Source organism: Zobellella denitrificans (genome assembly GCF_002237365.1).
Taxonomy (GTDB): domain Bacteria; phylum Pseudomonadota; class Gammaproteobacteria; order Enterobacterales; family Aeromonadaceae; genus Oceanimonas; species Oceanimonas denitrificans.
Map to the genome: position 1 here is coordinate 1 of NZ_NMUO01000009.1, position 25,245 is coordinate 25,245.

The 25,245-nt window shown below is 64.4% G+C and carries 23 protein-coding genes and 1 pseudogene; 4 read left to right on the forward strand and 20 right to left on the reverse strand.

The genetic code is table 11. The features are described 5' to 3' along the window. Positions 1-348, reverse strand: a 348-nt coding sequence (locus tag CGX12_RS03455) for a TRAM domain-containing protein (RefSeq protein ID WP_142995568.1), incomplete at its 3' end; no start/stop codon positions are given. Positions 349-428: 80 nt separating this feature from the next. Between CGX12_RS03455 and barA the strand changes: the two genes are divergently transcribed. After that, entirely contained in the window at positions 429-3,125 is a 2,697-nt protein-coding gene (barA, locus tag CGX12_RS03460) for a two-component sensor histidine kinase BarA (protein WP_094038510.1), read from the forward strand. A 108-nt stretch (positions 3,126-3,233) separates the two neighbouring features. On the opposite strand, the gene pdxJ is transcribed toward barA, so the two are convergent. The 10 genes from pdxJ to rpoE form a co-directional block, all read right to left on the reverse strand. Beyond that, complete coding sequence (pdxJ, locus tag CGX12_RS03465) at positions 3,234-3,971, reverse strand: pyridoxine 5'-phosphate synthase (RefSeq protein WP_094038511.1); 738 nt, start codon at positions 3,969-3,971, stop codon at positions 3,234-3,236. Further along, the gene (recO, locus tag CGX12_RS03470) at positions 3,964-4,671 is read right to left on the reverse strand and encodes a DNA repair protein RecO (protein ID WP_094038512.1); all 708 of its coding nucleotides are present in this window, start codon (positions 4,669-4,671) and stop codon (positions 3,964-3,966) included. Before recO ends, pdxJ begins: the two co-directional genes overlap by 8 nt. Positions 4,672-4,673: 2 nt before the next feature. Then, a complete protein-coding gene (gene era, locus CGX12_RS03475; protein ID WP_094038513.1) occupies positions 4,674-5,576 on the reverse strand; it encodes a GTPase Era in 903 nt (300 codons plus the stop codon). Next, positions 5,573-6,241, reverse strand: coding sequence for a ribonuclease III (rnc, locus tag CGX12_RS03480; RefSeq protein ID WP_254918194.1), 669 nt, complete (start codon positions 6,239-6,241; stop codon positions 5,573-5,575). Before rnc ends, era begins: the two co-directional genes overlap by 4 nt. Beyond that, positions 6,241-7,155 (reverse strand): signal peptidase I, encoded by a 915-nt coding sequence (gene lepB / locus CGX12_RS03485; RefSeq protein ID WP_094038515.1) that lies wholly within the window; start codon positions 7,153-7,155, stop codon positions 6,241-6,243. The genes rnc and lepB overlap by 1 nt, the downstream gene beginning before the upstream one ends. Positions 7,156-7,157: 2 nt before the next feature. Next, complete coding sequence (lepA, locus tag CGX12_RS03490) at positions 7,158-8,954, reverse strand: translation elongation factor 4 (RefSeq protein ID WP_094038516.1); 1,797 nt, start codon at positions 8,952-8,954, stop codon at positions 7,158-7,160. A gap of 80 nt (positions 8,955-9,034) precedes the next feature. Then, positions 9,035-9,484, reverse strand: coding sequence for a SoxR reducing system RseC family protein (locus CGX12_RS03495; RefSeq protein ID WP_094038517.1), 450 nt, complete (start codon positions 9,482-9,484; stop codon positions 9,035-9,037). After that, positions 9,481-10,452, reverse strand: coding sequence for a MucB/RseB C-terminal domain-containing protein (locus CGX12_RS03500; RefSeq protein WP_094038563.1), 972 nt, complete (start codon positions 10,450-10,452; stop codon positions 9,481-9,483). The genes CGX12_RS03495 and CGX12_RS03500 overlap by 4 nt, the downstream gene beginning before the upstream one ends. Before the next feature lie 18 nt (positions 10,453-10,470). Continuing rightward, positions 10,471-11,028, reverse strand: a complete 558-nt coding sequence (locus tag CGX12_RS03505; protein ID WP_094038518.1) for a sigma-E factor negative regulatory protein — start codon at positions 11,026-11,028, stop codon at positions 10,471-10,473. A gap of 16 nt (positions 11,029-11,044) precedes the next feature. After that, positions 11,045-11,623 (reverse strand): RNA polymerase sigma factor RpoE, encoded by a 579-nt coding sequence (rpoE, locus tag CGX12_RS03510; RefSeq protein WP_094038519.1) that lies wholly within the window; start codon positions 11,621-11,623, stop codon positions 11,045-11,047. Positions 11,624-11,804: 181 nt separating this feature from the next. Between rpoE and nadB the strand changes: the two are divergent. Further along, positions 11,805-13,400 (forward strand): annotated as a pseudogene (gene nadB / locus CGX12_RS03515) (L-aspartate oxidase); the annotation flags it as partial. A 369-nt stretch (positions 13,401-13,769) separates the two neighbouring features. On the opposite strand, the gene CGX12_RS03525 reads toward nadB, so the two are convergent. Then, positions 13,770-14,033: an FAD assembly factor SdhE gene (locus CGX12_RS03525; protein ID WP_094038521.1), complete on the reverse strand. Its 264-nt coding sequence runs from the start codon at positions 14,031-14,033 to the stop codon at positions 13,770-13,772. Between the two features lie 120 nt (positions 14,034-14,153). Between CGX12_RS03525 and ygfZ the strand changes: the two genes are divergently transcribed. Then, entirely contained in the window at positions 14,154-15,056 is a 903-nt protein-coding gene (gene ygfZ / locus CGX12_RS03530) for a CAF17-like 4Fe-4S cluster assembly/insertion protein YgfZ (protein WP_094038522.1), read from the forward strand. Here ygfZ and CGX12_RS03535 read toward each other — a convergent pair. Beyond that, positions 15,038-15,928, reverse strand: coding sequence for a LysR family transcriptional regulator (locus tag CGX12_RS03535; RefSeq protein ID WP_094038523.1), 891 nt, complete (start codon positions 15,926-15,928; stop codon positions 15,038-15,040). The genes ygfZ and CGX12_RS03535 overlap by 19 nt on opposite strands. Before the next feature lie 91 nt (positions 15,929-16,019). On the opposite strand from CGX12_RS03535, the gene CGX12_RS03540 reads away from it, so the two are divergent. After that, positions 16,020-16,463 carry a PACE efflux transporter gene (locus tag CGX12_RS03540; protein ID WP_094038524.1) on the forward strand — a complete coding sequence of 148 codons (444 nt, stop codon included), beginning with the start codon at positions 16,020-16,022 and terminating at the stop codon, positions 16,461-16,463. A 34-nt stretch (positions 16,464-16,497) separates the two neighbouring features. Here CGX12_RS03540 and CGX12_RS03545 read toward each other — a convergent pair whose 3' ends face one another. The 7 genes from CGX12_RS03545 to CGX12_RS03575 form a co-directional block, all read right to left on the reverse strand. Next, a complete protein-coding gene (locus CGX12_RS03545) occupies positions 16,498-17,775 on the reverse strand; it encodes a dicarboxylate/amino acid:cation symporter (protein ID WP_094038525.1) in 1,278 nt (425 codons plus the stop codon). Between the two features lie 358 nt (positions 17,776-18,133). After that, the gene (locus tag CGX12_RS03550; RefSeq protein ID WP_094038526.1) at positions 18,134-19,462 is read right to left on the reverse strand and encodes an amidohydrolase; all 1,329 of its coding nucleotides are present in this window, start codon (positions 19,460-19,462) and stop codon (positions 18,134-18,136) included. 2 nt (positions 19,463-19,464) lie between these two features. Beyond that, entirely contained in the window at positions 19,465-20,898 is a 1,434-nt protein-coding gene (locus CGX12_RS03555; protein ID WP_094038527.1) for an aldehyde dehydrogenase family protein, read from the reverse strand. Positions 20,899-20,949: 51 nt separating this feature from the next. Continuing rightward, positions 20,950-22,002, reverse strand: coding sequence for a threonine aldolase family protein (locus CGX12_RS03560; RefSeq protein ID WP_237332700.1), 1,053 nt, complete (start codon positions 22,000-22,002; stop codon positions 20,950-20,952). Between the two features lie 41 nt (positions 22,003-22,043). After that, a complete protein-coding gene (locus CGX12_RS03565; protein ID WP_198401794.1) occupies positions 22,044-23,225 on the reverse strand; it encodes a M24 family metallopeptidase in 1,182 nt (393 codons plus the stop codon). Positions 23,226-23,319: 94 nt separating this feature from the next. After that, complete coding sequence (locus tag CGX12_RS03570; RefSeq protein ID WP_094038566.1) at positions 23,320-24,606, reverse strand: TRAP transporter large permease; 1,287 nt, start codon at positions 24,604-24,606, stop codon at positions 23,320-23,322. 17 nt (positions 24,607-24,623) lie between these two features. Beyond that, positions 24,624-25,223: a TRAP transporter small permease gene (locus tag CGX12_RS03575; protein WP_232513368.1), complete on the reverse strand. Its 600-nt coding sequence runs from the start codon at positions 25,221-25,223 to the stop codon at positions 24,624-24,626. Positions 25,224-25,245 lie beyond the last annotated feature (22 nt).

Here is a 25,245-nt window from a genome sequence, read left to right on the forward strand (position 1 = left end):
CCCTATACCGCCCAGTGCGGCGGCTGTTCGCTGCAGCATGTGCCGCTGGTCGACCAGCGGCACATGCTGCAGCGAACAGCCGCCGCACTGGGCGGTATAGGGACAAAAAGGCTTCTGCCGCTGCGGGGACGCCCGCAGCACCTTGGCCAGGCTGGCGGTCCGGTACTTGCTGTTCTGTCCGGTCAGCCGCACCCGCACCCGTTCACCGGCCAGCACGCCGGGCACGAACAGGGGCTTGCCCTGGTGGCGGGCCACCCCCACGCCGTGGGCGTTGAGCTCGAGCACCTCGACCTCGAGCGGCGCCTGGGCCTGGACATCGGGCTTTTTGACCTTGAAGAACTGAACCATAAAACGTGGAGCCCTCGAACCGGCTATGTCATCATAAGCATCTGTTGATTTGAGCGCGTATTGTCCCACATTCACCCACTATGACCAAATACGGCCTGCGAGCCCGGGTACTGGCCTTCACCATCATACCGACCCTGATCATCGGCATATTGCTGGCCGGCTATTTTTCCGTGAACCGCTACCAGCAACTGGAAGAAGCCCTGATCCGCCAGGGGGTCAACGTCATCGAGCCCCTGGCCCTGGCCAGCGAACTGGCCCTGACCGGCCGCAACCGGGAAGCGCTCAACCGCCTGCTCAGCAACATTCACCGCAACAACAGCCCCCTGGTCAAATCCATCGCCCTGTTCGACCTGGAAGGCCGGCTGCTGGTCACTTCCAACTACCACCGCGACTTCAACGTCATGCGCCTGCCAGAGGGGCTGCCCCTGCCCCGGGTGACCCTGGTGGAAACCGGCCCCGAGGGCATCATACTGCGCACCCCGGTGGTGACCGACAGCATCCGTGCCGACGCCCTGTGGGAGGAGTCCTCCTCCACCCCCATCGGCTATGTGTCCATGCAGCTGACCAACGATTCTGCCATGCTGGTGCACTACCGGGACAGCTTCTTCGCCGGCCTCATCGTGCTGCTCGGGGTCTGCCTCAGCACCCTGTTCGGGGTGCGCCTGATCAAGGGGGTGTCCCAGCCGATCACCGACATGGTCAGCGCCGTGTACAAGATCCGCGAGGGCCGGCTGGATACCCGGGTCAATGGCGAGTTCACCGGCGAGCTCGAGGTGCTGAAGAACGGCATCAACGCCATGGCCAAGTCCCTGTCGGAATACCATGACGAGATGCAGCAGAACATCGACCAGGCCACCTCGGATCTGCGCGAGACCCTGGAGCAGATCGAGATCCAGAACATCGAGCTGGACATGGCCAAGAAACGGGCCCAGGAGGCAGCCCGGGTCAAGACCGAGTTCCTGGCCAACATGTCCCACGAACTGCGTACCCCCTTGAACGGCGTCATCGGCTTCGCCCGCCAGCTGCAGAAGACCCGGCTCACCTCCAATCAGCTGGATTACCTCAAGACCATCGAAAAGTCGGCCCAGAACCTGCTCGGCATCATCAACGACATCCTCGACTTCTCCAAGCTGGAGGCCGGCAAGCTGAAGATGGAGCAGATCCCCTTCTCCCTGCGCGACACCCTGCAGGAGGTGATGACCCTGCTCGCCCCCAGCGCCCACGACAAGGGGCTGGAGCTGTCGCTGCGGGTGGACGCGGCGGTGCACGACAGCCTGGTGGGCGACCCGCTGCGGCTGCAGCAGGTGCTCACCAACCTGGTGGGCAACGCCATCAAGTTCACCGAGCAGGGCAACGTGGACGTGCGGGTCGACGCCCGTCCCGCCGGCCACCCGGACAAGGCCGGCCTGTGCATCCATGTGCAGGACACCGGCATCGGCATCTCCGACAGCCAGCGCCGCCAGCTGTTCCAGGCCTTCAACCAGGCCGACTCCAGCATCTCCCGCCGCTACGGCGGCACCGGCCTGGGCCTGGTGATCACCCAGAAGCTGGTGCACCAGATGGCCGGCGACATCGAACTCTACTCCGAGCTGGGCGCGGGCTCGGTGTTCAGCTTCACCTTGGAGCTGGGCCGGGCCGCCCTGCCCCTGGCCGAACCCCTGCCCCTGAGTGAGCTCGCCGACAGGACGGTGCTCTACCTGGAAGAGGACAACTTCAGCCGCCGGGCCACCACCGCCCTGCTGCGGGAGTGGGGGGTGCAGGTGCTGCACGAGCCCTATCCGGGCATGCCCATCGACTGCGCCCTGCTGGGCTTCGGCCCCCATACCCTGCCCAGCCAGATGGAGCAGAGCATCCTGCGGCAAAAAGAGTACGACAACAGGGTGGTGGTGCTGCTCAGTTCCACCGATCCCACCCTGATCGACGCCCTGCTCAAGACCGGTGCCAGCCACTGCCTGAGCAAGCCGGTGCACTACCAGAAGCTGGCCCACGCCCTGGTGGAGCAGGCCAGCCCGGCCCCCGAGGCGATGCTGCAGATCACCCTGGCCCCCCCTTCCCACAAGCAGGTACTGCGGGTGCTGGCGGTGGACGACAACCCGGCCAACCTCAAGCTGATCAACGCCATGCTGAGCGAGCAGGTCAGCCAGGTGGAAAGCTGCACCAATGGGCGGGAGGCGCTGAACCTGGCCACCGTCAACCGCTACGACATCATCTTTATGGATATCCAGATGCCGGTGATGGACGGCATCCAGGCCACCCGCGAGATCCGCGCCCGGGGCGGCCTCAACGCCAGCACGCCGATAGTGGCGGTGACTGCCCACGCCATCGAGGGGGAACGGGACCGGCTGCTGCGCCAGGGCATGGACGACTACCTGGCCAAGCCCATCGACGAGGCCATACTGGCCCGCATCATAGAGCGCTTCAGCCACCGGCCACAGGCCCCGGGCCAGATCGACTGGCCCCTGGCGGTCAAACAGGCGGGCGGCAAGGAGCCCCTGGCGAAGGAAATGCTCACCCTGCTGCTGCAGAGCTTCGACGAATTCGCCCCCCTGCTGGACGCCGCCCTGTCCGGGGAGCTGGACGGTGAGCGGCTCTACCCGCCCCTGCACAAGCTGCACGGCGGCACCGCCTATTGCGGCGTGCCCCAGTTGCAGGCGCTGGTGGCCCAGCTGGAGCGGGCCCTGCTGGCCAAGCAGCCGGTGGAGGAGCTGGAACCCGAACTGCTGGAGCTGGAGGAGCGGATGGGGCAGATCCGGGAAGAGGCGAAGGAATATTTATAATCCGGTGAGGGGTGAGGGGTGAGGGGTGAGGAGTGAGGGGTGAGGAGTGAAGGGAGGCGTGAGGAGAAGCCTCACGCCGCTCCCCTCACGCCTCACCCTGACCGACGATCAAACGCCCTGGCGGGCTTCGCGCATCAGCCGCTTCATGTCGCGTACCGCCTTTTCCAGGCCGTCGAAGGCGGCGCGGGCGATGATGGCGTGGCCAATATTGAGCTCCAGCATCTCCGGGATGGCGGCGATGGGCTTGACGTTGTGATAGTGCAGGCCGTGGCCGCCGTTGACCTTGAGCCCCAGATCATGGGCGTAGGAGGCGGAGGCGGCGATGCGCTTGAGCTCCGCCAGCCGCTCGGACTCGCAGGGCGCGTCGGCGTAGTGGCCGGTGTGGATCTCGATATAGGGCGCCCCGGCGGCCACCACCGCATCGATCTGGGCCTTGTCCGCATCGATAAAGAGCGACACCTTGATGCCGGCCTCGGTCAGCCGGGTCACCGCGTCCTTGACCTTGTCGAGCTGGCCGGCCACGTCCAGGCCGCCTTCGGTGGTGACTTCTTCCCGTTTTTCCGGCACCAAGCAGACGAAGGCGGGCTTGATGCGGCAGGCGATATCGAGCATTTCCTCGGTCACCGCCATCTCCAGGTTCATGCGGGTCTGAATGGTCTGAGCCAGGATCTCCACGTCCCGGTCGGTGATATGCCGGCGATCCTCCCGCAGGTGCACGGTAATGCCGTCGGCGCCGGCCTGCTCGGCCACCGCCGCCGCCTGCACCGGATCCGGATAACTGGTGCCCCTGGCGTTACGCAAGGTGGCGATATGATCGATGTTGACCCCTAAATACAATTCACTCACTGCGACTTCCTCTCTTTCCTTTGACAAACAGGGCCCGGCTGCGCAGGGCGCGTCCTCCCAGGTAGGGTCCCAGGGCCTGGCGGCTGAAGCGTTTGGCGGAGACCAGCACCTCGGCCCGGCCGAGTTCGAGCCCGGCCAGGGCGTGGAGGTGCTCCCCCGGGTAGGCGCCCGGCTCGGGTCCCTCCAGGGCCACGAAACCGGCCTCCGGCTGGTAGCGGTACCAGCGATCCGGCAGCACCGTCTCGCCGCTCAGGGCGTCCTGGGTAAAATCCACGCCGTAGCCCAGTATATTTAGCATATAAAACTCGAAATGACGCAGACACGGCTCTATTTCCTCGCCGTTCGCCAGCTTTTTCAGCGTATCCTGATAAACGTCGAACACCTCGTCGAACGGCGTCTGGGTTTCCAGCAGGTAATAGATGAGTTCGTTAAGATAAAGGCCGCTGTACAGGGCCGTCCCCGCCAGGCGGATGGCCGGGCCGGTGGCCTCGGCGCTGTGCAGGTTTTTCAGTTCGCCCTTGCCGGCGAAGCCGAGCCGCAAGGGCACAAAGGGCTGCAACAGCCCCTTGAGGGGAGAACGGGGTTGACGGCTGCCCTTGGCCACCAGGCTCTGCCGGCCCTGCTCCCGGGTGAACACCTCGACCAGCTGGCTGGTTTCCCGGTAGGGCCGGCTATGGATGACAAAGGCGGCCTGGGCCATGGTCAGTCGTCACCATACCCCAGGCTGCGCAGGGCGCGCTCGTCGTCGGCCCAGCCGGACTTGACCTTGACCCACAGTTCGAGGAACACCTTCTGCTCCAGCAACTGCTCCAGCTCGATACGCGCTTCGGTGCCGATCACCTTGAGCTTCTCGCCCTTGTTGCCGATCACCATCTTCTTCTGGCCGCTGCGCTCCACCAGGATGAGGCCGTTGATGTGCACCACTCCCTTGTCGTCCACCTGGTAACGCTCGATTTCCACCGTCACCGAATAGGGCAGTTCCTCGCCCATAAAGCGCATCAGCTTCTCGCGGATGATCTCCGCCGCCATGAAACGGGAAGAGCGGTCGGTGATGTAGTCTTCCGGGAAATAGTGCAGCGACGGCTTGAGCCGCGAGCGGGCCAGCTTGGCGATGATGTCCACGCCGGTGCCCTTCTCCGCGGAAATGGGCACGATGTCGGCGAACGCCATCTGCTGGGACAGCCACTGGATATGAGGCAGCAGTTCGTCCTTGCTCTTGACGTTGTCGATCTTGTTGATCGCCAGCACCACGGGGCAGTGCACCCGGCGCAGCTTGTTCAGCACCATCTCGTCGTCGGCGGTCCATTTGGTGCCTTCCACCACGAACACCACCATCTCCACGTCGCCCAGGGAGCTGGTGGCCGCCCGGTTCATCAGCCGGTTGATGGCCCGCTTCTCCTCGATGTGCAGTCCGGGGGTATCCACGTAGATGGCCTGGTAGGCCCCCTCGGTATGGATGCCCATGATGCGGTGGCGGGTGGTCTGCGCCTTGCGCGAGGTGATGCTCACCTTCTGCCCCAGCAGCTGGTTGAGCAGGGTGGACTTGCCCACGTTGGGGCGGCCGACGATGGCGATAAAGCCGCAGTAGGTTTGTTGTTCGGTCATAGCAGGGTATCCAGGGCCTGCTCGGCGGCGGCCTGCTCGGCCTTGCGGCGGCTGGTGCCCACACCAACCACCGGCTCGGGCAGGCCGTCCACCAGGCAGTGCACGGTAAATTTCTGATTATGGGCCTCGCCGATCACGTCCACCACTGTGTAGGTCGGCAAGGGCTTGCGCTTGGCCTGCAGCCATTCCTGCAGGCGGGTCTTGGGATCCTTCTGGTCCACCCCGGGCTGGATGTCGCTGAGCCGCTCGTCGTACCAGGACAACAGCAACTCGCGGATGCGTTCGATGTCGGTATCCAGGTAAATGGCGCCGATCAGCGCCTCCACCGCATCCGCCAGGATCGACTCGCGCCGGTAGCCACCGCTCTTGAGTTCGCCCGGCCCCAGGATCAGGTAGTCGCCCAGCTCGAACTCCCGCGCCAGCTCGGCCAGGGTCTTCTCCCGCACCAGGGTGGCGCGCATGCGCGACATGTCGCCTTCGTTCACCTTCGGAAAACGATGGTAGAGGGCGTCGGCGATCACCATGCTGAGGATGGAATCGCCCAGGAACTCCAGCCGCTCGTTGTGGCGGGAGCCGGCGCTCCTGTGGGTCAGAGCCCGCACCAGCAGGGTTTCGTCACCGAAATCGTGGCCCAGTTTTTTCTGCAGAATGTTCAGTTTTTTCATCAATGAATGGCGCCTATGCGGCTGAAGCGCACGTCGCTCGGTACCCAGGCGGGCAACCAGCTGTCGGCGCTGCGTTCAAACTCAAAGCTTATCCAGATGGCCACGGCCCGGCCCACCAGGTTCTCTTCGGGCACGAAGCCCCAGAACCGGCTGTCGGTGCTGTTGTCCCTGTTGTCGCCCACCGCGAAGTAATGGCCTTCCGGCACCAGCCACTCGTCCCGGGCCGTGCCGGGCTGGCGATGGTACATGGAAACGCGATCCGGCAGCAGCGGGTTGACCAGGATGTCGTGGGGCTGCTCGGTCAGGTGCTCCCGGTAGCGCTCGAGCGGTATGCCCATCTGGGTAAACTCGCCGCTGCGCTCGAACTCCAGCGGCACGGGGGCGAAGTCGGGGCAGTCATCGCCGTCGCAGGCCGGCTTGATAAACAGCTGCTTGTCCCGGTAGACGAGGCGATCCCCGGGCAGGCCGACGATGCGCTTGATGTAGTCGATGCGGGTATCTTCCGGATACTTGAACACCGCCACGTCGCCCCGCTTGGGCTCGCCGGTGGCGATCAGCCGGGTGTTGGTCACCGGCTCCTTCAGGCCGTAGGAGAACTTCTCCACCAGGATGAAGTCGCCCACCAGCAGGGTGGGCATCATGGAGCCGGAGGGGATCTGGAAAGGCTCGTAGATAAAGGAGCGCAGCACCAGCACGGCGGCGATCACCGGGAAAATGGACTTGGCCTGTTCGATCCAGCCCGGTGCCGCGGCGGCCCTGGCCAGGGCGGACCGGTCCACCTTGTTGCCGTGGGCCAACTGGGCATCGGCAATTCTGCGGGCCCGCTGGGGGGCCCAGATCCACTTGTCACAGGCCCAGATGATACCGGTGACCAGGGTCACCAGCACCAGGATCAGGGCAAAGGTACTCGCCATGGCTACTTGTCCTTACCAACGTGCAATATGGCCAGGAAGGCGTCCTGGGGGATATCCACCCGGCCCAGGGACTTCATCCGCTTCTTGCCTTCCTTCTGTTTGGCCAGCAGCTTTTTCTTGCGGCTGACGTCGCCGCCGTAACACTTGGCGGTCACGTCCTTGCGCAGGGCCTTGACGGTGCTGCGGGCGATAATCTGGTTGCCGATGGCGGCCTGGATGGCAATGTCGAACATCTGGCGGGGGATCAGCTCGCGCATCTTCTCCACCAGTTGGCGGCCCCGGAACTGGGCGTTGTCCTTGTGGGTGATGATGGCCAGGGCATCGACCCGGTCACCGTTGATCATGATGTCCAGGCGCACCATGTTGGCCGCCTCGAAGCGCTTGAAGCCGTAATCCAGCGAGGCATAGCCGCGGCTGGTGGACTTGAGCCGGTCGAAGAAGTCGAGTACCACTTCCGCCATGGGAATGTCGTAGGTCAGCGCCACCTGGTTGCCGTGGTAGACCATGTTGGTCTGCATGCCGCGCTTCTCGATGCACAGGGTGATGACGTTGCCCAGGTATTCCTGGGGCACCAGTATGTGGCATTCGGCGATGGGCTCGTGGATTTCCTCGATGTTGTTCACCGCCGGCAACTGGGAGGGACTGTCGATATAGACGGTTTCGCCGTCGGTCTTGACCACCTCGTAGACCACGGTCGGCGCCGTGGTGATCAGGTCCAGATCGTACTCCCGTTCCAGCCGTTCCTGGATGATCTCCATGTGCAGCATGCCGAGGAAGCCGCAGCGGAAGCCGAAGCCCAGGGCATTGGAGGTTTCCGGCTCGTAGAACAGGGAGGCGTCGTTCAGGGACAGCTTGTCGAGGGCGTCACGGAAGGCCTCGTAATCGTCGCTGGAGATGGGGAAAAGGCCGGCATACACCTGGGGCTTGACCTTCTTGAAGCCGGGCAGCGGCTTGTCGGCGCCATGCTTGGCCAGGGTCAGGGTATCGCCCACCGGCGCGCCGTGGATCTCCTTGATGCCGCACACCACCCAGCCGACTTCGCCGCAATTGAGGCCGTCGGTGTCCTTCTGCTTGGGAGTGAAGATGCCGATGCGATCCACGCCCCACACCTGGCCGGTGCTCATCACCTTGATCTTGTCGCCCTTTTTCAGGCTGCCGTTCTTGATCCGCACCAACGACACCACGCCCAGGTAGGAGTCGAACCAGGAGTCGATGATCAGCGCCTGCAGCGGCGCCTGCGGATCCCCCTCGGGCGCCGGTATCTTCTTCACTATGGTTTCCAGCACCTCGTCCACGCCCAGGCCGGTCTTGGCCGAGCAGCGCACCGCGTCGATGGCGTCGATGCCGACGATGTCCTCGATCTCCTGGGCCACCCGCTCCGGCTCGGCCTGGGGCAGGTCTATCTTGTTCAGTACCGGCACCACTTCCAGATCCATGTCCAGGGCGGTGTAGCAGTTGGCCAGAGTCTGTGCCTCAACCCCCTGGCCCGCGTCCACCACCAGCAGCGCCCCTTCGCAGGCGGCGAGGGAACGGGAGACCTCATAGGAAAAGTCCACGTGTCCCGGGGTATCGATAAAGTTGAGCTGGTACTGGTTGCCGTCTTTGGCCTGGTAGTTCAGGGTCACACTCTGGGCTTTGATGGTAATGCCGCGCTCCCGCTCCAGGTCCATGGAGTCGAGCACCTGCTCCTGCATTTCCCGGTCGGACAGGCCGCCGCAGACCTGGATCAGGCGGTCGGACAGGGTGGACTTGCCGTGGTCGATGTGAGCGATAACGGAGAAGTTACGAATATGCTTCATGATGCAATAAGGAGTCCGTATTCTGAAAAGCGAGAGTCAAGGGCGAGATTCTACTGGATTCGCGGGACCGTGGCCAATCCTTAGTCGATCCTGGTGGTCGGGATCAGGGCGCCCAGGATCACCGGCTCGGACAGGGGGCGGCCCGCTCGGCGGGACAGGCGGGATGCCAGCCAGAAGCCGATGCCGCCGCCTGCGGCGGCGCCCAGCAGGGTACCGCCATCGCCCAGCCCCAGCCCCAGGCTGGCCAGCAGGGCGCCGCCCAGCAGCAGCAGCAGCGGCAGCAGATACAGCAACAGGGCGCTGGTGATCAGGCTGTGCTCGGGAATGCCGATGCGCACCTGCTCCCCCACCTCGAATTCCTGGGTGGTGGCGATAAAGAAGCGGTGCTCGCGCCCCGGCAGGGCCCTGGACACCAGGCCGGTGCCGCACTGGCTGCTTTGCCGGCATTGGCCACAGGCGGACTGGCTGAAACAGGCGACCTCGACGCCGCCCTCGCCCACCGCCACCACGGTGGCCACCTCCTCGATCATGGCTTGACGGCCCTGGGCTGGATCGACTCGGCGATACGGCGGGCGGTTTCGGCGGGAATGTCCCCGACCACGGTGATCTCCACCCGCGCCGGGCTGACCAGGCTGACCAGGTGAGTGGCACCCTGGCGCACCAGCTGTTGCTGGGGTTCGGTACCGGCGGCGGCCTGGGCCACGTAGACGGAGATATCCACCACGCCGTTGGAGGCCATCAGGTAGTCCACCGGCTGTTCGGTCACCGGCAGCTTGTGCTTGTCCTGGGATTTCACCTCGAAGCCCCGGGGCAACCAGCCGGTCTGCCAGGGCAGCGGCTGCTGGGGTGCCGGGTAGACTTCGGCCAGGGACATGGCCGGGGGCAGGCTGGCGGCTTTCAGCTCGCGCAGAAAGGTGGCCGGCTCTTCGCTGATGCGCAGCGCCACCCCCATGCTCTGCTCCACCAGGCCCGCGTCCTTGTCCAGGGTATCCAGCTTGAGCAGCAGGCCGGATTCCTGATCCAGCCAGAGCACATAGCCGTAGTAGTGATCCGCCCTGGGCACCAGCCGCACCACCTGGGCCACCCGGCCCAGCACCCGGCTGCGCCCGGCGATCACCGCATCGTAGTGCGCCAGCAGTTCTGTCAGCGGCATCAGTTGCAGCCGGTTGAACAGACCGGGCAGGCGCGAACGCTTGAGGGTATAACCGTCGTGGCTGGCGTCGAGGAAGCTCACCTCGTCGTCCCGCTGCACGTATTCCCGCGGCCGGCCGTTGAGGTGGGTAAGATGGGTGATCACCTGGCCGTTGAGGTGGCCGCGGGTGAGGCGCTTGGGCTCGAGCTGCCCCTGGCTGGATTCAACCAGGGTCAGTTCGAAATTGAGCTGACGGTAGGCCTGCTGCATCTGTTGCAACAGGGTTTCGGCCGGCCCCGTCTCGGCCATGACAGAAGAGGACAAGGTCCAGGCCAGCGCCAGGACAACGGCACGCAGTCCACTCATGATCAAATCGGGTTACCTTCAGTTCTGGCGCAGCCGTTGCTGCAGCTCATGATCCATCAGCAGGGCATGGATCCTGCGTTGCTGTTCGAGCAGGGCCTGCTCGTTCAGGGACTCCCGTCCGTCCGCCTGATAGTTGAGGCTGACCGGCGCGGCGCCGCCGCTCAGGGGCACGGTATTGAGCACCGGCGCCTGGGGATCGTTCTGGCTGTATTGCTGCACCCCGAAGATCACCGCCGCCGACACCGAGGCCGCCACCGCAAACTGGCCGAGTTGGCGTCCCATGGGCGCCAGCCGCCCGAACAGGGGCCGCAGCACCCTGGCCTGACGCGGTTCCTCCCCGGCCACCTTGGGGGCCGGCGCCGCCACCATGGCCGGCTCCTGCTCCAGGGCCGCGCTGATCTTGTCGCACAGATCGAGGTGCAGGTGCGTCGGCAATTCGTTGCGCATGGCATCGCCATAAAGATGATAACGACCGAAGGTGTCGGACAGCTCATGATCGCGCCCCAGTCGTTCCAACAGCACCTTGTCCTGGATTTCTCCGTCCACCAGTGCCGAGATGTGCTCTTTGTTCGCCATAAGACTTGTTCCCCGTTCAACCCTGAAGTAAAGGCTGGACCCGCTTGTCGATTGCCTCCCGTGCCCGGAAGATCCGGGAGCGGACCGTGCCCACAGGACAGTCCATCACGCTGGCAATTTCTTCATAGCTCATCCCTTCCAGCTCTCGCAAGGTAATCGCCGTTTTAAGATCCTCCGGAAGCGCATCAATGGTCTCGAATACCGCCCGCTTGATCTCGTCCGACAACATGAGGTTTTCCGGTGACGACAGCTCTTTCAGCGCCTCGCCACCGTCGTAATATTCCGCATCGTCAATTTCAACATCGGAGCCCGGAGGCCGCCGCCGCTGGGAGACCAGATAGTTCTTGGCGGTGTTCACCGCTATCCGGTACAGCCAGGTAAAAAACGCGCTTTCTCCCCTGAATCCGGGCAGGGCCCGGTAAGCCTTGATAAAGGCCTCCTGGGTCACGTCCGGCACATCGCCGGGGTTAGACACGTATCGGGACACCAGGTTCGCCACTTTATGTTGATATTTTCTTACCAGCAGACTGTACGCGTTCTTATCGCCACGCTGGACCCGTTCAACCAACTGCTGGTCCGTTAAATGATCGCTCATGCGAGCCGCGTAACCTCCGATTATTCCAGTGCCTTGCCACCGGCCCGTGATAAGCGCACCTTAGTAGACTCTGGGTGCGGGGAAAAGTTCTGAACTCATTTGAGAAAGATGATTCCGGCTGCGCCTGTGCTCAGCTTGGGATAACATAGAAATATTCTCCATTCCGGGCCAATGATACTTTATGAAGGATCCTGTTGAATACCTCTGCGACGTCCTCATCATCGGCAGCGGTGCCGCCGGCCTGTCCCTGGCGCTGAAACTGGCCGACCATGCCAGGGTGCACGTGCTCAGCAAAGGCCCGCTTGCCGAAGGGGCGACCCTCTACGCCCAGGGCGGCATCGCCGCCGTGTTCGACGAAACCGACAGCATCGAATCCCATGTCACCGACACCCTGATCGCCGGTGCCGGCCTGTGCGACGAGGAAGTGGTGGAATTCACCGCCCGCCAGGCACCCGGCGCCATCCAGTGGCTGATCGGCCAGGGCGTCCCCTTCGACACCGAGGAGTCGGCCGAGGGCGAGCCCTCCTATCACCTGACCCGGGAAGGCGGCCACAGCCACAGGCGCATCTTCCACGCCGCCGACGCCACCGGCCGGGCGGTGCAGATGACGCTCACCGAGCAGGTGCAGCGCCACCCCAACATCCACATCCTGGAGCGGGTCAACGCCCTGGATCTGATCACCACCGCCAAGCTGGGCCTGCCCGGCAACCGGGTGCTCGGCGCCTATGTCTGGAACCGCAACAAGGAGCGGGTGGAAACGGTGCGCGCCAAATTCATCGCCATGGCCACCGGCGGCGCTTCCAAGGTCTACCAGTATACCTCCAACCCGGACGTCAGCTCCGGCGATGGCATCGCCATGGCCTGGCGCGCCGGCTGCCGGGTGGCCAACATGGAGTTCAACCAGTTCCATCCCACCAGCCTCTATCACCCGGCCGACAACAACTTCCTGCTGAGCGAGGCCCTGCGCGGCGAAGGCGCCCTGCTCAAGCGCCCCGACGGCAGCCGCTTTATGCCCGATTACGACGAACGGGCCGAGCTGGCGCCGCGGGACATCGTCGCCCGCGCCATCGACCACGAGATGAAGCGCCTGGGCGCCGACTGCATGTACCTGGACATCAGCCACCAGCCGGCCGACTTTATCGTCAAGCACTTCCCCACCATCCATGAGCGCTGTCTCAAGGTGGGCATCGACATCACCAAAGAACCCATGCCGGTGGTGCCCGCCGCCCACTACACCTGCGGCGGCGTCATGGTCGACCGGCAGGGCCGTACCGACATCGAAGGCCTCTACGCCATCGGCGAAGTATCCTACACCGGCCTGCACGGCGCCAACCGCATGGCGTCCAACTCGCTGCTGGAGTGCATCGTGTTCGCCCGCGCCGCAGGCGAAGATATGCTGGCCAAGCTGGCGGACACCCCGGAGCCGCCCATGCTGCCCCTGTGGGACGAGAGCAAGGTGACCAACTCGGATGAAGAAGTGGTGATCCACCACAACTGGCACGAACTGCGGCTGTTCATGTGGGACTACGTGGGCATAGTGCGATCCGACAAGCGGCTGGAACGGGCCAAGCGGCGCATCGATCTGCTCAAACAGGAGATCCAGGAGTACTACGCCAACTTCCGGGTCAGCAACAACCTGCTGGAGCTGCGCAACCTGGTGCAGGTGGCGGAGCTTATCGTGCTCTCGGCCATGGAGCGCAAGGAGTCCCGCGGCCTGCACTTCACCCTGGACTACCCGGAGCAGCTGGCCAATCCCAAGCCCACCATACTGACGCCGGCCAACTATCCGGCCGGCTACCCGCCGCTCAGCACCAGCCGGGACAGGCGCCGGAACACCTCGTCCGGCACCGCGTCCTGGAACAGCCAGAACGGCGGCCAGGGGTCGCCTTCCAGCACCAGCAGCAAAAAGCCGGGCCCGGCCCGGCTGTGGCGGGACAAAACCCCGCTGCGTCCATTGAGGCGGAGCACCCCCTGGTTGAACTCCCCCTCCAGCCGGTAGGCGCCCCCCCTGCGTCCCAGCCACCACAGCGCCAGCAGCCAGCCGGGCAGGAACCAAGGCAGCCGGTCCGCCGCCAGCCAGAGCGAGGCGGGCAGCCAGAGCGTGCTTGCCGCCGCCATCAGGTAACAGCGGTGCAGCAGCGACGGCTCAGCGCTGATTGCGAACCTGGTTGCGTTCAAGGATATAGCCCACCATGGCCTGCAACTCGGCGTCCTTGGAGCGGTCGTGGCCCATGAACCAGGCGAACAGATCCGGATCGTCGCATTCCAGCAGGCGCCGGAACACCGCCTTGCGAGCCTCGTCCAGGGCGTCGTACTCGTGCTCGACAAAGGGGGCCAGGATCACGTCCAGCTCCAGCATGCCGCGGCGGCAGGCCCAGATCAGGCGGGGTTTATCGGAGGTATTGAGCATGGTGGCTTCCAGAAAAATAAAACAAAGCCCATGTTATAAGGTCGAATGAGTACTGACAAATATGTTGGCCATCTTTACCATGAGGGTCACACTTCTTTATAGACAACAGAGGATGTACCCGTGTTGACTATCGCCACTTCCCCCGTACTTTATCCCCTGAGCGACAGGGCCGTGCTCAGCCTGACCGGCGACGACAGAACCAAATACCTGCAGGGCCAGGTCACCTGCGACGTGGCCGCCCTCGAGGCCGGCGACGCCTGTCCCGGCGGTCACTGCGACAGCAAGGGCAAGCTGTGGGCGCCCTTCTGGCTGGCCAACCTGGGCGAGCGGCTGCTGCTGGTATACAACCGCTCGCTGCTGGAACGCCAGTTGCCCGAGCTGAAAAAGTTCGCGGTATTCTCCAGGGTGGAGGTCGAGGACGCCAGCGATCGCTGGCAGGTATTCGGCCTGGCCGGCGAGGGCCTGTCCCACTGGCTCAACAACCATGTGGGTGACGGCAACCTGTGGCAGGGCGGCATCGTCATACCGGTGGCGGCCGAACATGCCCTGCTGCTGTTGCCGCTGGACGCCGAGCTGCCCGAATTGCCGCGAGGCGACGAGCAGGAATGGCTGGGGCTGATGATCCAGGCCGGGCTGCCCGACATGAGCGCCGAACACCAGGGCGAATATATCCCGCAGATGCTCAACCTGCAGGCCCTCGGCGGCATCAGCTTCAACAAGGGCTGCTACATGGGCCAGGAAACCGTGGCCCGGGCCAAGTACCGGGGCGCCAACAAGAAGGCCATGTTCGTGCTGGGCGGCAAGGCGTCCGGCAAGATTGAGGTCAATCAGGATCTGGAACTGCAACTGGGCGACAACTGGCGCCGGGCCGGCACCGTGCTGAGCCACTGGCAGCGGGGCGAGGACTGCCTGCTGACCGCCGTGCTCAACAAGGATCTGGAGGCGGACGCCGTGCTCCGGCTCAAAGATCAGCCGGACAGCCGCCTGCATCTGCAGCCCCTGCCCTACGATCTGGTGGACTGAGCGCCGCTGATGGCCGCGTTTTTCAGCCAGGACGCGGCCTTGCCGAGGGGCCGCTGCTTGTGCCAGATAAGCTCCAGCGCCACCTGCCAGTCGGTCTCGTCGAACGCCAGCCGGGGCGACACCAGCAGCCCCTCGCCCAGGGCCCGGGCGACGATGTGTTCGGGCACATAGGCCCAGCCCAGGTTGCGCTGCACCAGCTCGACGATGACCCAGTGGCTCTCCACCCACCACACCTCCGAGGCCACCCGTAATCGCACCTTCTCCTCGCTGTCGTTGCGGGTCGCCACCATCAGCTGGCGGTGGCGCTTGAGCTCCTCCCAGTCCACCCGCTGACCGGCCAGGGCATGGCAAGGCGCACAGACGATCTTCATCGGCACCCAGCCGAGGGCATGGAAGTTGAGCGAGGAAGGCAGTATCTCCTGGCGCCACATGATGCCCAGATCGACCCGCTCCTCCAGCACCATGCGGCTGACGTCCTCCATCAGCGGAAACAGCAGTTCCAGCTCCACGCTGGGGAATCGGCGGGCGAACTCGTCCATCAGCCGCCCCAGTTGCTCGGAAGGATAGAGTTCGTCCACCGCCAGCACCAGCCGGCTTTCCACCCCCTCCCCCAGGCTCCTGGCCAGGCCGCGAAAGTGCTCGCAGCGCTCCAGGATCACCCGCGCCTCCGCCAGCAGCCGCTCCCCGGCCGGGGTCAGCCGGGGATAGCGGCCGTCACGGCTGAACAGCGGGTTGTCGAGATCGATCTCCAGGTTGGCGACGGCGGTGCTCACCACCGACTGGGCCTTGCCCAGGCGACGGGCGGCGGCGGAGAAGGAGCCGGTCTCCACCGTGGCCACGAAGGCCTGCAATTGTTCCAGGGAAAAGCTCATCTATCTTCAAATCCGATACAAGCTAACTTTTACTCTCGATATTAGCAGATAGAATCGCCATCAAAGCACTTCTTATTGCGGAGGAGACATGATGCGCACCACCAAAGACAGGGTTCGCCACGCCCTGGGATTCGAACTCATCGGCCTGCTGATCTTCGCCCCCCTGGCCAGCCTGGTGTTCGGCTACCAGCTGTTCGACATGGGACTGATGGCGCTGGTCGGCTCCATTATCGCCACCCTCTGGAACTATGTGTACAACCTGCTGTTCGACCATGCCCTGCTCAGGCTGAGGGGAGATGTGCGCAAGACCACGCCGATCCGGATCGCTCATGCCCTGCTGTTCGAGGGCGGCCTGCTGCTGCTGTTCATGCCGATGATCGCCTGGCACCTGGGCATCACCCTGTGGGAGGCGTTCGTGATGGACATCGCCATGGCCAGCTTCTACCTGGTGTATGCCTATCTCTACAACCTGGCCTACGACCGCGTTTTTCCCATTCCCCCCACCATGCGGGCGCCGGCGACCGGCCAGGGATAAAAAAACCGCCGGCCGGCGGTTTTTTCTTTACCCTTTATTTTGGTTCCTGCGCCGGGGCCAGCCCGGCCGCCTCTTCCAGGCTGTCCGGGTTGCCTTCCATTTTGGCCACTATGGTGTTGACCGCGGTGTCGCCCACCACGTTGGAGGCGGTGCAGAACATGTCGTTGATGCGATCCACCGCCATGATGATGGCCATGGCCTCGATCGGCAGCCCCATCTGGTGCAGCAGTACCCCGGCCATCACCACGGCACCGCCGGGCACGCCGCCCACACCCACGGACATCAGCAGCACGGTCACGCCCACGGTCAGCAGATCACCGGCGGGAATGGGGGTACCGGAAATATTGGCGGCGAAGATGGCGGCCAGGGTGATGTAGATGGCGGAGCCGGACATGTTGATGGTGGCGCCGAGCGGCACCCCAAAGCCGGCGATGGCACGGGATACCCCCAGCTTCTCGGTCAGGGTGCGCATGGTCACCGGTATGGTGGCGTTGGAGCTGGCGGTGGACAGGGAGAACAGCAGCTGCTCCCGGGTGGCCTTGCGGAACGCGCCGGGCCGGATACCGGTGGTCAGCCATACCGCCAGCGGATAGGCCACCAGTATCCAGAAACCGAGCACCACTACCACCAGGGCCACGTAGCCGGCCACCGACATCAGGGTGTCCGCCTCCAGGGTGGCGCCCAGGCTTATCATCAGCGCGAACACGCCGTAGGGAGCCAGGGTCATCACCAGGCCCACCAGCTTCATCATCACCTCGTTGGCCATGCGGAAGGCACGGACGGCAGGGGCCGCCGTGGTCCCCAGCCCCTGGATGGCCAGGCCGGTGAGAATGGCCATGAAGATGATCTGCAGCATGTCGCCGGAGGCGAAGGCCTGCACCGGGTTGCTGGGCACTATGCCCACCAGCATGGCGCCGATATTGGGCGTTTCGGTGGTGGCCAGCTCGACGGCGTCGGAGGCACCGTGGGGCAGGCTGGCGCCCAGGCCGGGCTGGAAGATCACCCCGACCAGGATGGCGGCGGCGATGGACAGGATGGTGTTGACAATATAAAGCCCGAAGGTCTTGCTGCCCAGGCGGCCGAAACTGTTGATGTCGCGCAGCTCGCAGATGCCGGTGACGATGGAGATATAGACCAGGGGCACCACCATCAGCTTGATCAGCGACACGAACATGCCGCCCACCCCCTCGGCCAGGCCGACCACCCCGTCATTCAGGAAGGCGACGCCGGTAAAGAGATACTGAATCATGCTGCCGATGATCAGGCCGGCGAAGAGGCCGGCGAAGATGCGGGCAGAGAGAGAACCTTTCATATGTATTCCTCAGCAAGACCTGAACAGATTATCTGTTATTAGTTATTTTTATAGATAAGTTGACCAGCCAGTTAGCAAGTCGGCGGGATTTTACATTTAAAAAACAGCTCGGCAACCCTGGCGTCCGGGCGGGCGGCGGTTGCGTGACCTCACTCACAACATTTGATCATTTACAAAAAAGTTTAATACCCGGGTGGCACCCATAAAAATGCCGGCGATCGGCCGGCGCAGCAGTGCACTTTATCCTCCCTGACGCCCCGATGCCGCCTGCCGGCACCACCATCAGGCGACATCGGGGGCTGAAAGAGGCAGCAGGGATTGCCTCTTTTCTCGATTGCAGCAGACAATCCCCATCTGGTTAGATTTTAAACTGGTCGGAACCCCAGCAAGCCAGCGCCTGCCGTGCCAAGTGAAAATAGAAGCTGCTGCCCCAGGCCAGCAGGGGATCGGGAATGTCGAAACGGCTGTTGTGGTGCCCGCCCACCACCGGGCAACCGAACAGCAGGTGGCAGGCCTGGCCGCCGCCCTCGTTCACCGCCCGGGTCATAAAGGTGGCGTCCTCGCTGGCCGGCACCTGGTAGCTGTCCTGAATGTCCCCGGCCCCGAGGCCGAAGGCCAGCGCCTGTTCCTTGATCCAGGCCGCCAGCGCCGGGTGGTTGGGATGGTTCTCGAAGCGGGTAAGCGGGGTTATCTCTACCGTCACCTCCTGCATCGCCGCCGCCCCCTCGATCACCTGCCGGGCCCGCTGTGCCATGTAGTCGCGGATGCCGTTGTCGGCGCCGCGCACCTCGAAGCGCAGTCGCGCCTCGTCGCAGATGATGTTGTTGGGGTTGTCCGCATGCATGGCGCCCACGTTGACTCGCGAGGCGCCGCCGCCGTGGCGGGCGATGCCGTACAGGGCGGTCACCGCCTGACAGGCGGCCAGCAGGGCGTTGCGGCCGTAGTGGGGGTTGTTGCCCGCATGGGCGGGCCGGCCGCGGAACACCACCTCGAACACGCTGCCGGCAATCCAGGTGGCGTCGCACACCAGCACCGGCCGGTCGACGATGCCCACATGCACCGAATAGAGCCGGTCCGCCCCCTGCAGCTGGGGCAGACGGGCAAAGTGCACCCCGCCCCCGGCCACTTCCTCCGCCGGCTGGAACAGCAGGGTGAAGCGCCCCTTCAGCGCCGCCTTGTGCTCGGCCAGCAGCCGGGCCAGGCCCAGGCCGACCGCCATGTGGCCGTCGTGGCCGCAGGCGTGCATCCGGCCGTCCACCACGGAGGCGAAGCCGGCCCCGCAGGGCGAGTGGTCGCAGCCACCGCTCTCCTGCACCGGCAGGGCGTCGATATCGAAGCGGAAGGCCTGGTGGGGCCCACCGCCGCAGTCGAGTTCGGCCACCAGGCCGGTGAAGCCGCCCGCCATCTCCGCCAGGTAGGGATCCCCCTCCCCCAGCTCGGCCCGGGCGGCGGCGAAGGCCGCGTCCAGCTGTTCCCGGGGCGGCAGGTTGTGGGGCCTGAGTTCACCCCACAGCGGCCGTCCCCAGCGGACGCTGAAGCCCATCTGCGCCAGTTCCCGGCACAGCACCGCCGTGGTCCGGAACTCGCACCAGGACAGCTCCGGATGGCGATGAAAGTCGTGCCGCCGGGCGCGCACATAGTCGAGCACCGCCAGGCCGTGCTCGTCCAGCCGATCGTAATAGGCCATGTTCAGTCCTCCAGGGCGGCGCCGTTGATGTTGAGCGAGTTCTTTCTGCTGAAGGCGCGCAGCCCTTCCGGCGACAGCGCCAGGGAGCCGTTGCCGGAGTGGCGGTGGCCGATCCAGCCCAGGCGGGCGTCGACGAAGTTGCAGCGGTTCACGTAGAGGGTGCCGAAATCGAGCGCCTCGATAAAGGCATTGGCCCGGGCGCGCGAACGGGTGAAGATGGACGCGGTCAACCCGTAGCGGGTGTCGGCGACCAGGCCGAAGGCCTCTTCGTCGCTGCGTACCTTCATCACCGGCAGCACGGGCCCGAAGGTTTCCTCCTTCATGATGCGCATGCCGTGATCCACCCCGGCCACCAGGGTCGGCTGGATGAAGTCGCAGCCCGCCAGGGTCTCTCGCGCCCCGCCGGTCACCAGGGTCGCCCCCCTGGTGGTGGCATCCGCCACCAGTTCCAGCAGGCCGTCGATGGCCGCCCTGCCGCCGAACAGGGGGCCCAGGGTGGTCTCTGGCCGCAACGGGTCGCCATTGACTTCGGCGGCCATGATGGCCCTGGCGCCTTCCACCACGGCGTCGTACAGGGACTCGTGCACGTAGAGCCGCTTGACCGCACAGCAGGACTGGCCGGCATTGTGCAGCCGGCCGATCTTCACCGCCCACAGCAGGGCCTGCTCCAGATCGGCGTCCTCGGCGATGTAGCAGGCGTCGTTGCTGCCGAGCTCCAGCGCGGCCTCGATAAAGGGGGAATCCAGCTGATCGTTGAGCGCCCGCCGGGCGATGCTCTGCTGGATCACCCGCCCGCCCTGCACCGAGCCGGTGAACACCACCTGGTCGATGTCACCCCGCTCGATGATCTCGGCGGACACCTCATAGTCGACGGTGATGTTGAACAGCAGATCCGCCTGATCGCCCAGGGTGTGGAAGGCCCGTTCGAACAGGCGCCCCACCGAGGGGGTGGTGGTGTGCTTGAGCAGCACGGCGCTGCCGCTCAGCAGGGCACAGACCACGCCGTTGATAGCGGTGAACAGCGGGTAGTTCCAGGGGCTGATGATATAGACGATGCCCTTGCCCCGGTAGCGGATGCGGCCCTGGAAGTCGGCATCGTGATAGGCCGAGAGATCCAGATCCGCCAGCGCCCCGTCCTCGGCGAAGCGGCACAGGTATTCCGCCCGCTCGATCATGTAGCGCAGCTCTTCGGCCGCCGCCGTCTTCGGCTTGCCCATCTCCCGGGCGATGGCGATGCTGATCTCGTCCTCTGCCGCCCGGAATACCTCCAGGGCGGCGCGCACCCGGCGTGCCCGCTCCGGCGCCGGTACCCGCGACCAGCGCCGGTAGGCGGCCCGGGCCAGGGCCAGTTTTTCCGCCACCGCGCCGAAGCTGGCCGAGTCCTGTTCGAAGACGGTTTCGCCGGTGAAGGGGTTGTTCAGTCGTACCATCGCCATCGTTGTCTCTCCTTGGTTGTTCTGGTTCCCGCTCGGGCCGATGCCTGCGGTTTACTGTTCCTGTGCGGCCAGTTGTCCCATCCGCGCCACAAAGGCGTCGACATGGGCGCGCTCGATATCGAACGACATCACCAGCCGTGCCTCGGAGCGGCCGGGACTGCTGTCGGCCCGCCAGACATGGAAGTAGGCCTGCTGCTGCAGCGGCGCCAGCCAGTCGTTGGGCAGTTCCACGAACAGCATGTTGGTCTCTACCGGCGCCACCAGCCGGGCCTGGGGCACGGCCTTGAGCCGCTCGGCCAGGTAGGCCGCCATGGCGTTGGCCTGGGCGGCGTTGTGCAGCCAGAGATCGTCCTCGAAATAGGCCAGGAACTGGGCGGCGAGGAAACGCATCTTGGAGGCCAGGTGCATGCCGTGCTTGCGGATCACCGGGTACTGGGCCTGCAGGGCCGGGTTGAGCACCACCACCGCCTCGCCCATCATCAGGCCGTTCTTGGTGCCGCCGAAGGACACCACGTCCACTCCCAGCTCGGTAAAGAGCCGTTTGCAGTCGCCCCCAAGCGCCGCCACCGCGTTGTGGATGCGGGCGCCGTCGATATGCACGTAGAAGCCGTGGGCCCGGGCGAAGTCGCAGAAGGCCCCGAGTTCGTCCGGGCGGTAGACGGAACCGCGCTCGGTGCACTGGGCGAGGGAAATCACCCTGGGCTGGCTGCGGTGCTGGAAGCCGATATCGCCCAGGCGCGGGCGCATGTCGTCGATGCGGATTTTGCCGTTGTGCGCCGGCAGGGTGATCAGCTTGGCGCCGAGGAACTGTTCGGGGGCGCCGGCCTCGTCGATCCACAGGTGGGACTCGGCGGAGCAGAACACGGCCTCGAAAGAGCGCACCAGCCCCTTGAGGGCGATGACGTTGGCGCCGGTGCCGTTGTACACCAGGAAGCTTTCGGCCTGATCGCCGAACAGCTGCTTGAAGGCCCGGTTGGCGCGGGCGGTCAGTTCGTCGGCGCCGTAGCCCAGGGCATGGCCCCGGTTGGCGTCGGCCAGCGCCGCCATGATGGCGGGGTGCACCCCGGAGGCGTTGTCGCTGGCAAACATGGGAGCTTGGGTCATGAATCCTCCAGTGGGCGCCGGCCGGGGCCGGCGCCGTGCGGTCAGTCGATGATAAAGAGCGCCCGCGGGGTGTTGCACAGGCATTCCACCCCGGTCTTGGTGATGCGGATCGACTCGGTGATGGCCACGCCCCAGTCATCGAACCAGACCCCGGGCATGAAATGCATGGTGACGTTCTCGGTCAGCAGGGTGTTGTCGATGGGCCGGAAGCTGATGGTGCGCTCGCCCCAGTCGGGCGGGTAACCGATACCGATGCTGTAGCCGCAGCGGGAGTCCTTGACGATGCCGTGTTTGGAGATCACCGCATCCCAGGCGGCATGCACCTCGTGGGCATAGACCCCTTCCCTGGCGGTGTTGAGCACCGCCTCTATGCCCTCGAGCACGATCTGCACGGTGTCGTAGGCCTTGGGGTTGGGCTTGCCGAGGAAGACGGTACGGCTCTGGGGCGCGTGGTAGCGGGCCTTGACCCCGGAGATCTCCAGGGTAGAGCAGTCGCCCTGCTGGTAGACCTCGTCCCGCCACATCACGTGGGGGCAGGAGGTGCCCACCCCGGCCGGGATCAGCGGGGCGATGGCGGCGTATTCGCCGGCGTATTCTTCCAGCCCCGCCACCGAGGTGGCATAGACCTCGGCAGCCACGTCCGCCAGCCGGACCCCGGGCTTGATCCTGTCGATGGCCTTGGTCATGGTCAGTTCGGTCAGGCGGGCGGCCTGGCGCATGTAGCCGATCTCCGCCTCGGACTTGACGCTGCGCACCCAGTTGACCAGGGCGTCGGCATCCACCAGGGTGGCGTTGGGCAGGTGGTACTGCAGCTGGTTGAGGCTGCGGCCGCTGAAGAAGAAGCTGTCGCCCTCATAGCCTACCCGGGCGCTGCCCTTGCCGCGTTCGGTAAGCAACTGGGCGACGAACTCCATGCAATGGGCGGCCGGGTTCTGGATGTAGTGATCCGAATAGCCGAGGATGAAGTCGTCGGTCAGGTAGCTGGTCAGGCGGGCGCCGTTCACGTCCTGGCCGCGCACCACGCACAGGGGCCTGTCCCAGTCCTGGCTGACCAGGGCGTACTGGGGGGTGTAGAACGACCAGGCGTCGTAGCCGGTCAGGTAGTAGAGGTTGGCAGGCTCGCTGACGATCAGCACGTCGATGCCCTGCTCCAGCATGCTCTGCTGGGTCTTGTGCAGACGGACCTGATATTCTTCGAGGCTGAATGGCTGTTGGTACTTCACAGACGGACACTCCAGGCACGAGGTTGCGGGTGCAACCGGGTATACCGGCAACCGCGGTTGCCGGTGGTTTGATTAAACAGGATTCGGAACGGGCTTACTTGGCGAAGGCCAGATCGCGCAGGAACAGGGCGATCTGCGGAAACAGGATCAGCAGGCCCGCCACCAGCACCAGGATCAGCACGAAGGGCAGGGATCCGCGTACCACATCCACGTAGCGCCGGCGGAACACCGCCACCGCGGTGAAGATGTTGCAGCCGAAGGGCGGCGTGACCGCGCCGATGGCCACCTGCAGGGTGATGATGACCCCCACCAGCACCTTGTCCAGCTCCAGACGGTTAATCTCGGGCAGGAAGATGGGCACCATGATCAGGATGACCACGATGGAGTCCACGAACATGCAGCCGACGAAGAAGGCGATGGAAATCGCCAGCAGCAGGCCGATCTCGTTGGTCTCGTTCAGTCCCAGCCCGGCCATGATCGCCTGGGGGATCTGGGCGAAGGAGATCACCCAGGAGAAGGCGCTGCCCGCCGCCACCAGGATGAACACCACGGCGGTGATAAGCCCGGTGGATTTGGCGATATCCAGCACATCCCTGATCTTCAGCTCGCGGAAGATCACCACCTCCAGCAGCAGCGCATAGAGCACGCACATCGAGGCGGCTTCGGTCGGGCTGAAGATGCCGCCGTAGATGCCGAACACCACTATGACGGGGAAGCCCAGGGGCCAGATGGCATCCCGGGTCGCCTTGAGCCGTTCGGCCAGGCTGGCCTTGGGCACGGTCGGCACTTCTTCCTTGATGGCAAAGAACACCGAATAGATGGAGAACAGCACCAGGATCAGCAGGCCGGGGACGATGCCGGCGATAAACAGCTCGGAAATCGAGGTCTGGGCGATGCCGCCATAGATGATCATGCCGATGCTCGGCGGGATCAGCAGGGCGATGCCGCTGGAACTGATGATCAGCGACAGGGAGAAGGAGTCCTTGTAGCCATTCTGGATCAGCTTGGGGTGTAGCGGCGAGCCCACCGCCACCACTGTGGCCTGGGTGGAGCCGGACACGGCGCCGAACATGGTGCAGGCGGTGGCGGTACTCACCGCCAGGCCGCCCTTGTAGTGGCCGATATAGGCCATCACCATGTCGATAAGCTTGGTGGCCGAGCGTCCCTTGGTCATGATGTCGGCGGCCAGGATAAACATGGGCACGGCGATCAGCGATGCCGGCCGGATACCGGCGAACATCTGCTGGATCATGAACTGGGAATTGCCGAAGCCGTTAAACTGTACGTAAAAGCCGATCAGGGTGGCCACCATCATGGGCACCATCATGGGGAAGCCGATCAACAGCAGCACCACCATGGCCATCAGCATCAAAGAGGTCATATCCATTGGTCCAGCCCCTAAATTTCCGCCACGTTTTCATACTCTTCACTGGTCACTTCACTGGCCAGGAAAATCTCTCTGTTGAACAGGTTCTTGATCCCGGCAACAAAATACTCGAAGCCGGTAATAAACAGGCTGATCGGCACCCACAGATAAATGGTGTAAACCGGAATTTGCAGGGCGGGCAGTACCTGGCCGCGCGGGGCCACCCACAGGATGTATTTCACCGAGAAGTAGCAGATGGTAAAGATGCAGGCCGAGGTCACGAAGGTAATGATGACAATCAGGCCTTTCTGAAGCTTCTTGGGCAGGGCGTCGAAGATGGCCGTCATCCGGATATGGCTGCCATGCCGGGCCGCAAAGCTGGTACCCGCGAAGGTCACCAGGATAATCAGAATGCTGTTCACTTCCTCGGCGAAGAACAGGCTCTGGTTGAAAATGACGCGACCGATAACGTTCGCAATATTGTTGGTCGCCATCAACAGGACGCTGGCAATAAGAATAGCGCCCTCCACCTTATTCAATATGCCGATAAAGTGATGGTAACCCGATTTGATCAGGCCGGGAGACGAGGTAGTCATCAGCAGCTCCTTGAGACTTGGCGCACGGGGTGACACGGGTTGCCCCGTGCCACCCCTG

Coding starts and splice junctions, on each gene's coding strand:
- CGX12_RS03550 (WP_094038526.1), bottom strand. CDS start 19,462: ATGGCCTATTACGATCGGCTGGACGAGCACGGCCTGGCGGTGCTCGAC.
- lepA (WP_094038516.1), bottom strand. CDS start 8,954: ATGAAGCATATTCGTAACTTCTCCGTTATCGCTCACATCGACCACGGC.
- CGX12_RS03535 (WP_094038523.1), bottom strand. CDS start 15,928: ATGAGCTTTTCCCTGGAACAATTGCAGGCCTTCGTGGCCACGGTGGAG.
- CGX12_RS03570 (WP_094038566.1), bottom strand. CDS start 24,606: ATGACCTCTTTGATGCTGATGGCCATGGTGGTGCTGCTGTTGATCGGC.
- rnc (WP_254918194.1), bottom strand. CDS start 6,241: ATGAAAAAACTGAACATTCTGCAGAAAAAACTGGGCCACGATTTCGGT.
- CGX12_RS03545 (WP_094038525.1), bottom strand. CDS start 17,775: ATGAAAGGTTCTCTCTCTGCCCGCATCTTCGCCGGCCTCTTCGCCGGC.
- rpoE (WP_094038519.1), bottom strand. CDS start 11,623: ATGAGCGATCATTTAACGGACCAGCAGTTGGTTGAACGGGTCCAGCGT.
- CGX12_RS03525 (WP_094038521.1), bottom strand. CDS start 14,033: ATGCTCAATACCTCCGATAAACCCCGCCTGATCTGGGCCTGCCGCCGC.
- CGX12_RS03495 (WP_094038517.1), bottom strand. CDS start 9,484: ATGATCGAGGAGGTGGCCACCGTGGTGGCGGTGGGCGAGGGCGGCGTC.
- CGX12_RS03505 (WP_094038518.1), bottom strand. CDS start 11,028: ATGGCGAACAAAGAGCACATCTCGGCACTGGTGGACGGAGAAATCCAG.
- CGX12_RS03555 (WP_094038527.1), bottom strand. CDS start 20,898: ATGGCGATGGTACGACTGAACAACCCCTTCACCGGCGAAACCGTCTTC.
- barA (WP_094038510.1), top strand. CDS start 429: ATGACCAAATACGGCCTGCGAGCCCGGGTACTGGCCTTCACCATCATA.
- CGX12_RS03540 (WP_094038524.1), top strand. CDS start 16,020: ATGCGCACCACCAAAGACAGGGTTCGCCACGCCCTGGGATTCGAACTC.
- CGX12_RS03560 (WP_237332700.1), bottom strand. CDS start 22,002: ATGACCCAAGCTCCCATGTTTGCCAGCGACAACGCCTCCGGGGTGCAC.
- recO (WP_094038512.1), bottom strand. CDS start 4,671: ATGGCCCAGGCCGCCTTTGTCATCCATAGCCGGCCCTACCGGGAAACC.
- lepB (WP_094038515.1), bottom strand. CDS start 7,155: ATGGCGAGTACCTTTGCCCTGATCCTGGTGCTGGTGACCCTGGTCACC.
- era (WP_094038513.1), bottom strand. CDS start 5,576: ATGACCGAACAACAAACCTACTGCGGCTTTATCGCCATCGTCGGCCGC.
- CGX12_RS03500 (WP_094038563.1), bottom strand. CDS start 10,452: ATGAGTGGACTGCGTGCCGTTGTCCTGGCGCTGGCCTGGACCTTGTCC.